At 36.1% G+C, this 12856-nt stretch carries 13 protein-coding genes; 8 read left to right on the forward strand and 5 right to left on the reverse strand.

What is annotated here, in order from left to right:
- The first annotated feature begins 38 nt into the window (after nucleotides 1-38).
- The 5 genes from DFR57_RS02705 (at nucleotide 39) to DFR57_RS02725 (ending at nucleotide 3672) form a co-directional block, all read left to right on the forward strand.
- Entirely contained in the window at nucleotides 39-788 is a 750-nt protein-coding gene (locus DFR57_RS02705) for a class I SAM-dependent methyltransferase (protein ID WP_114351614.1), read from the forward strand.
- A gap of 129 nt (nucleotides 789-917) precedes the next feature.
- The gene (gene fosM, locus DFR57_RS02710; RefSeq protein ID WP_114351615.1) at nucleotides 918-1340 is read left to right on the forward strand and encodes a FosM family fosfomycin resistance protein; all 423 of its coding nucleotides are present in this window, start codon (nucleotides 918-920) and stop codon (nucleotides 1338-1340) included.
- A gap of 224 nt (nucleotides 1341-1564) precedes the next feature.
- Nucleotides 1565-2506 (forward strand): nuclease-related domain-containing protein, encoded by a 942-nt coding sequence (locus DFR57_RS02715; protein WP_114351616.1) that lies wholly within the window; start codon nucleotides 1565-1567, stop codon nucleotides 2504-2506.
- A 164-nt stretch (nucleotides 2507-2670) separates the two neighbouring features.
- Entirely contained in the window at nucleotides 2671-3108 is a 438-nt protein-coding gene (locus DFR57_RS02720; RefSeq protein ID WP_114351617.1) for a MarR family winged helix-turn-helix transcriptional regulator, read from the forward strand.
- A gap of 87 nt (nucleotides 3109-3195) precedes the next feature.
- Complete coding sequence (locus DFR57_RS02725; RefSeq protein WP_114351618.1) at nucleotides 3196-3672, forward strand: glutathione peroxidase; 477 nt, start codon at nucleotides 3196-3198, stop codon at nucleotides 3670-3672.
- 49 nt (nucleotides 3673-3721) lie between these two features.
- On the opposite strand, the gene DFR57_RS02730 is transcribed toward DFR57_RS02725, so the two are convergent.
- The 3 genes from DFR57_RS02730 to DFR57_RS02740 are packed head-to-tail and all read right to left on the reverse strand — an operon-like array spanning nucleotide 3722 to nucleotide 7268.
- On the reverse strand, nucleotides 3722-5587 hold the full coding sequence (locus DFR57_RS02730; protein ID WP_114351619.1) for a PTS fructose transporter subunit IIABC: 1866 nt from the start codon (nucleotides 5585-5587) through the stop codon (nucleotides 3722-3724).
- A 15-nt stretch (nucleotides 5588-5602) separates the two neighbouring features.
- The gene (gene pfkB / locus DFR57_RS02735) at nucleotides 5603-6520 is read right to left on the reverse strand and encodes a 1-phosphofructokinase (RefSeq protein WP_114351620.1); all 918 of its coding nucleotides are present in this window, start codon (nucleotides 6518-6520) and stop codon (nucleotides 5603-5605) included.
- A 1-nt stretch (nucleotide 6521) separates the two neighbouring features.
- On the reverse strand, nucleotides 6522-7268 hold the full coding sequence (locus tag DFR57_RS02740) for a DeoR/GlpR family DNA-binding transcription regulator (RefSeq protein ID WP_114351621.1): 747 nt from the start codon (nucleotides 7266-7268) through the stop codon (nucleotides 6522-6524).
- A gap of 183 nt (nucleotides 7269-7451) precedes the next feature.
- Here DFR57_RS02740 and DFR57_RS02745 point away from each other — a divergent pair, with 183 nt between their 5' ends.
- The 3 genes from DFR57_RS02745 (at nucleotide 7452) to DFR57_RS02755 (ending at nucleotide 11286) form a co-directional block, all read left to right on the forward strand.
- Nucleotides 7452-8804, forward strand: coding sequence for a hypothetical protein (locus DFR57_RS02745; protein WP_114351622.1), 1353 nt, complete (start codon nucleotides 7452-7454; stop codon nucleotides 8802-8804).
- Between the two features lie 320 nt (nucleotides 8805-9124).
- Entirely contained in the window at nucleotides 9125-10213 is a 1089-nt protein-coding gene (locus tag DFR57_RS02750) for an N-acetyltransferase DgcN family protein (protein WP_114351623.1), read from the forward strand.
- Nucleotides 10210-11286: an alanine/ornithine racemase family PLP-dependent enzyme gene (locus tag DFR57_RS02755; RefSeq protein WP_114351624.1), complete on the forward strand. Its 1077-nt coding sequence runs from the start codon at nucleotides 10210-10212 to the stop codon at nucleotides 11284-11286. The genes DFR57_RS02750 and DFR57_RS02755 overlap by 4 nt, the downstream gene beginning before the upstream one ends.
- Before the next feature lie 46 nt (nucleotides 11287-11332).
- Here DFR57_RS02755 and DFR57_RS02760 read toward each other — a convergent pair whose 3' ends face one another.
- Together DFR57_RS02760 and DFR57_RS02765 are read right to left on the reverse strand one after the other, a co-directional pair.
- A complete protein-coding gene (locus tag DFR57_RS02760; RefSeq protein WP_114351625.1) occupies nucleotides 11333-11827 on the reverse strand; it encodes a hypothetical protein in 495 nt (164 codons plus the stop codon).
- Between the two features lie 21 nt (nucleotides 11828-11848).
- The gene (locus DFR57_RS02765; RefSeq protein WP_114351626.1) at nucleotides 11849-12850 is read right to left on the reverse strand and encodes an ABC transporter ATP-binding protein; all 1002 of its coding nucleotides are present in this window, start codon (nucleotides 12848-12850) and stop codon (nucleotides 11849-11851) included.
- Nucleotides 12851-12856: the final 6 nt, after the last annotated feature.

A 12856-nucleotide genomic window follows, 5' to 3' on the forward strand; every position in this document is an offset into this window, starting at 1 on the left:
ATTAATTACAAGACACTGCATTTGAAAGGCGGAGCAAAATGGAAAAATTAGATTACGAAGAATTTTATGATAAGGTTGGAAAAACAAATGGTTGGGATTTTAGTAAAATACAGTCTTCCTCTGAAGGAGTTAGCTGGGATTTTTACGAAGAAGTAATTAAAAAGTGCAAAAAAACTGATGTTCTTCTAGATATCGGTACCGGTGGCGGAGAAAAGATAATCAAAATCGCTCCTCAATTATCTTTCTTAATTGGAATTGATTTATCTAAAAGTATGTTGGAAACGGCTTTATCTAATCAGGAAAAATCAAGCGCTTCAAATATCAGATTTTTTCAAATGTCTTCTGATGATTTAAAATTCCCTACTGGATTTTTTGATGTCGCTTCCAGCTGTCACGCCCCTTTTTCTTCAAGCGAAGTTAGTAGAGTATTAAAAAGTGGAGGTTTGTTTCTTACACAGCAAGTAAGCGAAGCAGATAAATCAAATTTAAAAGAGGCATTTGGTCGAGGACAAGCTTTTAACGAAACGGATGGATCATTAAAGAAACAATATATTAAGGAATTAAGTGAGGCTGGTTTTTCTGACATCCACTCTTTTGAATATAATGCTAGTGAATATTTTAAAGGACCGAAAGATCTCATATTCTTGCTTAAGCATACACCCATCATCCCTAATTTTGGGCAAAATAGAGAAGACTTTGAAATATTAAATGATTTCATTGAAAAGAATCAAACAGAGAAAGGTATTCGTACAAATTCTAAGAGGTTTCTTATCATAGCTAAAAAGTAAAACGTATTTCCGTTTAAAAATATCAATTGAAAAGACGTGCTATAATTTGCACGTCTTTGTTTAAGTGGAATGTTAAATTATATTGAGTGTATCTTTAACTAAAGGAATCTTTTAGATTGAGGTGATATAGTGTCGATAAATGGTTTTAATCATTTTTTGTTTTCAGTATCTAATTTAGATACTTCTATTGAGTTTTACAAAAATGTATTTGATGCCAAGTTGTTGGTAAAAGGGAGAAATACTGCATACTTTGATTTAAATGGAATGTGGTTGGCTCTCAATGAGGAGAAAGATATTCCACGAAATGAAATACACCAATCGTACACACATATAGCTTTTTCCATTGAAGAAGCTGACTTTGATAAAAAGTACGATAAACTAAAAAGATTGAATGTAAACATCTTGCCAGGTCGTATAAGGGATGAAAGGGATAAAAAGTCGATATATTTTAGTGATCCAGATGGTCATAAATTTGAATTTCACACTGGAACATTACAAGATAGAATGGATTACTACAGAGATAAGAAGACACATATGACTTTTTTTGATTAAAGAATTTATTATTTCAATTAGCTGCAGAAGATTGTCAATCCTGACGATCTTTTATTTTACTATAATAATCCTATATTTTTAACGAGCTTTCTCTGGTCTTATGCAAGTTTTAGTAGCTACAAAATTAACTTTTCACTCCTATTTTTACATAACTTCTCCTCTTTTCTTGTTTAGACAAGTTTCATTATTTGCGCTACAATACCAAAAACTGATAGGAGGCTTTCATGATTATTTTAAATAACCAAATGCAAAAGCAACTTCAAGCCTTAATGCCCCGTTTAACAGATACACATCCAAGTTATAATTATCTCGATCAACTATCAGGAAAACTAATAGCTGGTTCAATCGGTGAAAACAGTCTTTCTTATTATTTTCATCTCGCTCCATTAGAAGGACACGAAATTATCTTTGGAGTTCGACTTAAAGAAGATGATTACTTTTTCCAAATAGATTGCCTTCTTCTAACTCCCCATGTGATTCATCTAATTGAAGTGAAGCATATTAAAGGCGAACTTTCCCTAAATTCAATGGAACAACTATTACGCGCGTCTTCCAACCAAACAGAAGTCTTTCCTAATCCATTAATCCAAGCAAAAACACAAGCCTATAAGCTTAAGAAAACACTCCGACAACTTGGGTGTGCTGATATTCCAATTCATCCATACGTTGTTTTCACTCACCCTACTGCTATTCTTAACTTTCCCTCGGCCACGGTTGATATGATACCTCTTCAAAGACTCCCCAACCATATTAAAGTAATCAATAATTTGTATAAAAATAATGAACATTACGAAATCAGCAAGATCTACAATATAATCTTAGAAAGGCATTGTCCTAACAAAGAGAACCTTATGCTAAAGTATAATTTGGAAATAGAGCATATTATCCGCGGAGTCCGCTGTAGGAATTGCAATAATTTTAGTATGGAAAGAATGCATCAATCATGGAAGTGCTCTATTTGTAATACATTGGACAGACATGCGCATCTAGAAGCATTGAAAGATTACGCTCATATTTTTGGTCCCGCAATAAGAAATAAAGATGCGCAATATTTTTTGAAAGTTTCTTCTCCCGATATTTGCTACCGATTGCTTAATCATATCCCGTGCTCAGTTCAAGGTTCTAATAAAGGCAGAATCTATTATTTGAATTCATTAATAAATTAGTGGAGGCATTATATCCGCGATAAAATTTTTATATCCGCGAATTTTTTCATATATCCGCGCTTTTTTTCATATATCCGCGAAATTCCTAATATATCAGTAACTATAGATTTATATCCGCGAATCTATTAAAATACTATATAAGATAATCATTGGAGTGAACAAAAATGGAAAAGTTCGATAACATCTTAGATCAACAATTATGCTTTGAAGTGTACAAAGCTGCCAGCAATTTTCAAAGGCTTTATACTGAAATATTAAAGCCTTATGCACTAACCTTCCCGCAATATCTTGTGCTTCTTGCTTTATATGAGAAGCAGCCTATTTTAGCGAAGGATATTAGTGCTCGCCTAGGGATTGGGATTGGTACATTAAATCCAATCCTGACTAGAATGATTAATAATGATTGGATAGAAAAAAAGCAGTCAGATACAGACAAACGTAGTTACCATCTATTTTTGACAGGTAAAGCAAAGTCCTCAAAAACTAGCATCAAAAAAGCGATAGAGGATAAAATAACCTCTTGCGACCTTATCGATCAAGATACTATTTTATTGATGAATCAGATGAAACAATTAAATGATAAGCTACAACACACGTTATAATTGCAAGCGTTATATTCGCATTTATATGCCTATTTGATATACTTAATATATCGCGCACGATATATTTTTGACAAGGAGGCAACTAAGATGCAAATCTATGATTTTGATGTGACAAAAGCAAATGGAGAAACTTATAAATTAGATGAATATAAAGGTAAGATCATGTTAATCGTAAATACCGCTAGTAAATGTGGACTGAACGGACAATTCGATGGCTTAGAGGAAATCCACCAAAAATACAAGGATAAAGGTGTAGCTGTCCTTGGTTTTCCAAGTAACCAATTTGCCAATCAAGAACCTGGGTCTTCAGAAGACGCAGAAGAAGCTTGTCGTATAAACTTCGGAGTTACTTTTCCTATTCATGAGAAAATTAATGTGAATGGGAATGATGCACACCCATTATTTCAATATTTGAAAGAACAACAAAAAGGTGTATTAACAAGTAAAATAAAGTGGAATTTCACGAAGTTTTTAGTTGATCAAGATGGTAATGTGGTAGAAAGATTTGGGCCAAAGATAGAGCCGAAAGAAATTGAAAAGCAAATTGAAAAAATGGTTGGATAATAATTCAGAGCCGCATATCTCATTGATATGCGGCTCTTCTTTGTTTCCATTATTTTAATGGTTTTTTCCAGAATCCAACCATCAGTGCTGAAACTATTGCGCCTATTAGAATGGCTAAAATATAGAGTAAAGCACTTCCTTGTACACCAAAGATAACAAAGATGCCTCCGTGTGGTGCCGGTAAACCTACACCAAATAATAGCGATAATCCACCTGCAATGGCAGAACCTACAATTATAGAAGGAATTACTCGTCCTGGATCAGCTGCAGCAAAAGGAATCGCACCTTCTGTAATAAAGAAGGAACCTAGCACATAACTTGTCTTACCAGCATCGCGCTCTTCCTTTGTAAACTTGCTTTTAAAAAGAGTTGTTGCTAATGCTAAACCAAGTGGTGGAACCATTCCACCAGCCATTACGGCAGCATGTGGACCAAAGTTACCAGCATCAATCATAGCAATACCAAATGTAAATGCTGTTTTATTAATTGGACCACCCATATCTACTGCCATCATTCCACCTAAGATAACACCTAGGATAATCGCATTTGTAGTAGTCATTCCGCCTAACCAATTCTCTAGGAACGTCATTAATAATGAAATTGGTTCGATAATAACAAAGTGCATCAGCATGCCTGTGATAAATAGACCTAATACCGGATAAAATAAAATCGTTTTAATACCATCTAATGATTGCGGTAAATTTTTAAATATTTTCTTGAGTAATAATACAATGTAACCACCTAGGAAACCGGCAATTAATCCCCCTAAGAAACCAGCACCGCCAGTTGCAGCCATGAAACCACCGACCATCGCAGGAGCAAAACCAGGCCTATCCGCAATACTCATCCCGATGAAACCAGCAAGAACAGCTACCATTAATCCAAATGCATGCTCCCCACCGATAACACTTAGCGCTCCTGAAAAGGCATTATACGATTCGTGATCAGGATTCGCTGAATTAATACCAAAGAAGAAGGAAATAGCGATTAAAACCCCACCACCAACAACAAACGGAAGCATGTTTGATACACCATTCATAAGGTGCTTATAAAAGCCGCTTCTTCCACTACTGCTAGAAGAACTGCTACCTTCGCCTGACGCTTGATGAATAGGTGCGTCACCTTTTAAGGCTTGATTAATTAATTCTTCTGGCTTTCTCATACCTTCTTGTACACCGCGATTTAGAACTTTCTTTCCTGCAAAACGGTCTGTTTCTACTTTCGTATCCGCAGCAATTATAATTGCTTTTGCATTTTTAATATCTTCGTCTGTTAATCTATTTTTGACCCCATCTGAACCGTTTGTCTCTACTTTTATACTAACGCCTAATTCTTTTGCTTTTTCTTTTAACGCATCTGCTGCCATATACGTATGAGCTATCCCAGTAGGACATCCTGTAACAGCAAGTATTTCAGGACCATCACTTGCAGTAGTCGTTTCCTCTTCCTTACCTAACTTTTCTTTTTCTTTTTGATCTACAATCGATAATATTTCTTCTTTTGACGTTGCTTTTAATAGCTGTCTTCGGAAATCATCATCCATTAATAAAGTCGACAAACGTGATAAAGTCTGTAAGTGATCATTATTTGCTCCTTCACTTGCAGCAATCATAAAGAAAAGGTGAGCTGGTTGTTGATCTAAGGAATCAAAATCAATCCCTTTATGGGAACGCGCAAAAGCAATGGCAGGTGTTTTAACAGCACTTGTTTTCGCATGCGGAATAGCCACTCCGTCTCCCACACCAGTACTACTTTGACCTTCCCTTTCGTGAATTGCTTCTAAAAATTTCTCTTTATCGGATAGACGCCCACTACTATCTAGTCTGTCTGCTAGTTCTGATAAAGCTGCATCTTTAGAAGTTGCTTTTAAATCTAAAATCATCGTGTCCTGCTTGAGCAATTCTGTAATATTCATTTTTTTCATCCTCTCTTATAGTGTTTGTACTTCCACATGGTGCAACAATGTATCTACTTCTTCCTTTGTACAAAGGATTGCTGAAAATGCAGTAGCGCTACCCGCTGCAACAGCAAATTGCGCTGCTTTTTTTGCATCTTTCGTTTCTTGCCATTTATATAAAAATCCAGCTACTGCTGAATCTCCAGCCCCAACAGAATTTACGGCTTTTCCTTTTGGTGCACGTAAACGAATAATTTGATCTTGTCCCACATAAATCGCGCCATCTTTTGCCATGGAAATTAATACATGGTCAATGTTGTATTCCTCATTTAACCTTTTTGCAAGGCGAACAATATCCTGATCATTTTGAACTTCTTCCCCAAATAGCTCAGCAAGTTCTATATGATTCGGTTTGATAAAGGCAGGAGAAGCTTGAATGGCCTCTTTTAGTGGTACCCCACTTGTATCTAAAATCGATTTTATCCCTTTTTCATTTAGCAAGGAAACAAGCGATCTGTAGGTTTCCTTTGGTAAAGAGCTTGGTAAACTTCCTGCCAGCACCACTACATCATCTGCTGAGAGCTTACTTAATTTCTCCACCAGTTGGGCATAATCTTTTTCTTCTATCGTTGGAGATGTTCCGTTAATTTCTGTTTCCTCTGTAGCTGCCTTTAATTTCACATTGATTCTGGTATCCTCTTTTAAAGAAACAAAATCATGTTCTATTTTCGCTTCATTTAAGGCGTCTTCAATAAATTTTCCAGTGAAGCCACCAACAAAGCCTAAAGCAATACTTTTCTCCCCAAAGATCTCAAGAACCCTTGAAACATTGATACCTTTACCGCCAGCTTCCTTTAAATCTCTCTTACTTCTATTAATCTGACCGGGCTGAAAATGCTCTAGCTGTACAACATAATCTACTGCCGGGTTACAAGTTATGGTGTAGATCATTTTAGACCACCTCCAATCGTGTTTTATTTGTAATGTTTTCCTCCATATCAGAAGAAATGCCTTTACTTGTGATGATTTGGGCTTGTTCTAAATTAGCTACATGTGCAAAAGAAACATCTCCAAATTTGGTATCATCTGCTACTACAAAGTTTTCCTTTGCTTGTGCGATAGCCGTTTGTTTCACGGCAGCTTCTTCTGGGTCAGGAGTGGTATAGCCATAATCTAGATGAATACCGTTTATGCCTAAAAAGCACTTATCAAAACGAAAGGATTGAATCGATTCAATTGCTTTCGCACCAATTAAAGCTGCTGTCCCCTGTTTTAGTTTCCCGCCAACTACGTATGTTTCAATGCCTTGGTCCAATAATGTCTGAATATGTGGAATACCATTTGTAACTACAATAATATTAGGAGGTAAAAAAGGAATCATATGCATCGTGGTAGTTCCTGCATCAAGATAAATGCAATCACCGTTTTCTATTTTTTCTGCAGCATATTTTGCTATTCTCGTTTTTTCCTCTTGAAAAAGTGACGTTTTCTCTGAAAGACTTGGTTCCTCTGTCTTTTTTCTTAAAAGAGAGGCTCCACCGTGCACGCGTTTTATTTTTTGGGCACTTTCCATTTCGGTTAAATCTCTTCTTATTGTCGATTCTGAAGCACCAGTTTGTTCCACCATTTCTCGTACGGAAACGACTTCCTTTTGCTTTAAGGAATCAAGAATTATCTCTTGCCGTTCAACTGTTAACATCTGCATCCCAAACCTTTCATATTAACCGCTTACATATATCATACAATCATTTACGATCAAAGTCAATCATAAATGATCAATAACAGTCATTATCAGTCAAATCCCAAGTAAGCAACGAAATCTCTAATTCCTGTTAAATATGATAATATAGGTAGCATCAGCACTAGAAAGAAGGTCAGCAACATGCGGAATTATTTATATCTCTTTTTTTCTTTCATTTTTTTACTACATATTTTTACGGAATTTTACACAAATAATATTTTAATTTATATACTTGGCATTTTATCCTTTATTATGCTTATCATTAGCTTTCCACTCGCAAATCGTCTTTTTAAAATATTAGGCAGTGCTTTTTTAATAGCTGGTTTTTTCTTGTTTATCACAACAGATATACAAACGAGAGACATTCCACCGCTTCTTGGCACAAATTTATCCTTACTTACCTTACTTGCGGTTTTACCGTGGATGAATAGTGTTGTTCGAGCTGGAAGATTCGATACCTTAATGCAAAAGCTGCTACGGGGAAATGTAAAGGATCTCGGTACTCTATATCAACGGAGTACTACAGCAATGATGTCTTTAACCGCTTTTTTAAATGTCTCTGCTGCAACGATTGCACAGGACGTCTTAGTAGATAATTTAAAACCGATTAAAAAAGATGTGGCAGATAAGTTTGTCATGATGGCTACGTTAAGAGGATATTCTCTTGCTTTATTATGGAGTCCATTAGAAGTATTAATCGCTATTTCAATCTTTATTACCGGTGTTCAGTTCGGAGCATTATTACCATGGATGCTTAGCATTACGATATTCATGTATATCGTTGACAGTATTTGGGGTAGAATTTACTTTGGAAAATATAAATACCCGGCATCTAGAATGGGTAACAACCAACTAACGAATCATTCCAAAAAGAAAATAGCTCAACTCGCCTTAGCGCTTATCACTTTTTTAGCATGTGTTATTTTGATTGGAAATATTTTTGATTATGAATTTATCTTTGTTGTTACGATGCTCGTTTTTCCATTTGCATTTATCTGGGCTCTTTTAATTGGAAGGCTGAAAAGCTTTTGGGTAATCGGATGGGACAAGTTTAAACATACCACCAATAATATGCATAACTTTATTGTGTTGTTTGTGACGCTCGCATTTTTTGCAAACAGCTTAAATGCTTCACCAGCACAAACAATCATTCAACAGCCCATTTTAATGGTAGCGGACTACCCTGTAGTTATATTAATAATGGTCCAGCTGTTATTTGTAATTATGAGTATGTTTGGGATTCATCCGATTGCTACAATTGGTATTCTAGGTGGGTTAAGCACGTTATTATTAGAAATTTTAAATCCACTCAGTTTAGCAATTATTTTGACAACAAGCGGAGTTGCAACAGTACCTATTGGAACCTATGGACTAGTGGTTACACTAACCTCTATGAACCTAAAGAAAAGCCCTTATAAAATTACGTACTACAACTTAATCTATTCGGCGGTATTCGGAGCTGTCGGAATTTTCGTTGCATGGTTAGCATTATAGTATTGTCCTCATTTTCGGGTAGCGCTTACTGTGAGGTGCCGATCCTGTAAATGCGTTAGGTGTTTCAACAAAACTGTGCTATAATATGCGGTAAGGGGAAACCATATTTTGGTAATAGGGTGAGCGATCTTGATCGCTTTCAGTTTAGACTTTGTGCGATTGTAACAAAGTCTTTTTTGTTATCTTTAGTGGTAAATTTTTCATCAGGTGGAATATAATTCTATTCAAATCTTTTGACTTGGTATATACAAGTCTATTTTTGGAGCAGTTTTATCATTTTCCATGATTTCTGTTTGATACCTTTAGGAGGAATAAGGAAAATGAAGAAAACAGCCATTATTTATTGTGAAAAGAATTTCGGTGAGATGGACGGAAAAACAGCCAATGGGCTAATTAGAAATTCTGAGATTTATCAAATACTAGGTGTTATAGATAGCACGAAAACCGGCTGGGATGCTGGTGAATTAATCAATAAACAGGAAAATGGGATTCCCGTTTTCAAGAATTTAGATGAGGCACTTACTAAGCTACCAGTAAAACCAGAGGAATTTATCTTCGGTCTTGCTCCTGCAGATGCAGTCTTACGTAAAGAAGAACGAAATATATTAAAGCAAGCAATGGAAAAAGGGATGAACATTGTTAATCCTTTACAGGAATTTTTAACAGAAGATGAAGACTGTATGGCACACGCAAATAAATTTGGCGTTACGATTAAAGACGTTAGAAAATACCCAAAACAAAATGAACTTCATATATTTTCAGGTGAAATTTTAAAAATAACACCACCAAGAATTGCAATACTCGGCACAGATAGTGCTGTTGGAAAAAGAACGACAGCCATGATCATTGTTGAAAAATTAAAGGAAATTGGAATTAATGCAGTATTTATCGGCACTGGTCAAACAGGATTAATTCAAGGTGCAAAGTATGCTATTGCAATCGATGCACTACCCCTTCAATTCGCCATTGGTGAATTAGAAAATCAAATCATAAAAGCAAATAATGAAGAAAAGCCTGACCTCTTTTTAATCGAAGGACAAGGTGCTCTCAGCCACCCAGCCTATGTAAGCTCCACAGGGATCTTAAAAGGTTCCAAACCTAATGCTGTCATTGTACAACACCCTCCAAAACGTGAATTCTTAGGTGATTTTCCATTTATAAAAATGCCTACCATTAAAAGTGAAATCGACTTAATTGAATTATTTGGGAGTACTAAGGTAATTGCTGTTACATTGAATCATGAGAATATGAGTAAAGAAGAATTAGAGGAAGAAATAACACGTGCTGAATTAGATTTACAATTACCTGTCACCGATATTCTTACCTTTGGCAGCGATAAAATAATTAACAAAATCCTAACTACCTTTCCAGCTTTACAGGAAAAATCAAAGCAGTCGGCACTTAATTGAGCAATACCTTACAAACGCCGAGAATTAATATCGACCTAAAGAAGATTGCCCATAACGCGCTAAAAATAAAAGCACTCTATCAAGATAAGGGTATTGAAGTTATGGGTGTTGTAAAAGGGGTGTGTGCTAGTCCTGCAATTGCACAAACACTAATAAATAGTGGGATAACCCATTTAGCAGATTCTAAGATTGTTAACTTACGCAAAATGAAAGAAGCGGGTGTAGAGGCCACTTTTATACTTTTAAGAACTCCTTCTTTCAGTCAGGTTGAAGATGTAATTACGTATGCTGATATCAGCTTCAATACCGAAATTTCTGTCATTCGTAAATTATCAGAAGAAGCCATCTCTCGCAATCAGAAACAAAAAATCATGTTAATGATTGAAATGGGTGACTTACGTGAAGGGATTATGCCTGAGGATTTAGCAACCTTCATTCCTGAAGTTCTTTCTTTATCTGGCATTGAATTAATCGGTATGGGAACGAACTACGCCTGCTTTGGCGGCGTCATCCCAACTGAAGCAAAAATGCAAGAGTTTTCTGCGCTTGTAGCACATACACAACAAACCTTTTCCCTTCAATTCTCACTTGTTTCAGGTGGAAATTCAGCTAATTTTTGGTGGATTTCAAACACCGACAATCCAGGGTTAGTTAATAATATTCGAATAGGCGAATCGATTCTTCTTGGTCGGGAAACAATTCATCGTCAAAAAATTCCCGACCTTTATACAGATGCATTTACATTCACATCTGAAATAATCGAATTAAAAACAAAACCTAGTTATCCTAATGGGGAAATGAGTCAAAATGCATTTGGAGAAACACCAATTTTTAAAGATATTGGTAGAATCAGAAGAGCGATCCTATCTGTAGGACGTCAGGATATTTTAGTAGATGAATTGATGCCCATAGAAGCGATAGAAATTTTAGGGGCAAGTAGTGATCACATTGTATTAGATGTAAAACAAGAAATTTTAGCAGTTGGCGATGAAGTATCGTTTTTTCTTAATTATGGCGCTTTACTAATGGCAATGACGTCTCCTTATGTTTATAAAAATTATTTAGTCAACTAAAAAATGAGCCCTGCCAGCGTTTTAGCGCTAGGTTAGGGTTCATTTTTTATCTTTCATCATAATAATCATCCGATTCAATTGAAGGCCAGCCAGCTCTAGCATATTCTCCCTCATAAAATTCCACATTCATGCCAAACCAATAATATTCTTGCATATCACCTTCCGGATCATTTAACACGACGCCACCACTTATTCGATATTCCCCAGGCTGCTCTAGTTCCTGATCTTCTTTTTGTTTTAACTTCATTTCAATATCGTAAAATGAATCAAATTCACAGCCTCTTTCCATGCACTCTGATTCAAAAAACTCCTGTGCCACTGCTAGTGCTTCTGCTTCGCGATCTTCCTTATTAAAATCAAATATTACATAAGCGCCTATGACGAGCACAAGGATTATAATGATATTTCTATTCTTATTTTGAAACATGGAAAGAAAGCTATTTTGACTCGTAGCCTTCGTAAAAGATGCACCGCAATTCGCACAAAAATTCCCTTTCCCTACTCGTTGTTCTCCGCAATACTTGCAGTAATTAATCCCCAAAAAATCGCTCCTTACTAATCTTTATTCCTCATATAAATGACATGCTACAAAATGACCTTCGTCTTTTTCTCTTTTTTTAGGAGTAACCGTCTTGCAAATGTCCATCACATATGGACATCTCGTATGAAAGACACACCCAGAAGGAGGATCCATTGGAGAGGGCACCTCGCCCTTTATTACAATTCGATCCTTCTTTTTCTTATTATCAGCAACTGGTACCGCTGATAGTAGTGCTTCTGTATATGGATGAAGCGGCGAATCAAACAGCTGATCGGTATTTGCCTCTTCTACTAAATGACCTAAATACATCACACCAATTCGATCTGAAATGTGCCGAACAACGCTCATATCATGGGCAATAAACAGGTATGTTAATTGATATTCTTTTTGTAAATCCTTCAGTAAATTAAGCATTTGTGATTGAATCGATACATCAAGTGCTGATACTGGTTCATCTAATATTAAAACATTTGGATTTAAAATTAATGCGCGTGCAATACCAATTCGTTGCCGTTGTCCACCCGAAAATTCATGCGGATACCGGTAGTAATGTTCCCTTTGCATTCCTACTTTTTCAAGCATTTCTAAGACAAGATTTCTACGCTCCGCCTTTGACCCACGATCATGAATAGCTAACGGCTCTTCTAAAATATCCCCAATTCTTTTTCGTGGATTTAAAGAAGAGAATGGATCTTGAAAAACCATTTGCAATTCTGTCCGTAGCTTTCGCATTTCATTATCTGACAAAGAAAAGATATCTTTGTCATTATAAAAAACGTGACCACTTGTTGGTTCAGTTAGATGCAATATCGATCGTCCTGCAGTACTTTTACCACAGCCCGATTCTCCTACCAACCCATATGTTTCTCCTTTATACAGGTTAAAGGAAATATCATCGACAGCTTTCACTTCTGCAAGCGTTTTACCAAGTCTACCAAATGCCCCTCTGACGGGAAAGTATTTTTTAAGATTTCGCACTTCTAATAGAGGCTTTGATGTTGTTTCCGTATTCATTTCGGTCATGCTTAC

It is taken from the genome of Saliterribacillus persicus (assembly GCF_003337485.1).
Lineage (GTDB): Bacteria > Bacillota > Bacilli > Bacillales > Amphibacillaceae > Saliterribacillus > Saliterribacillus persicus.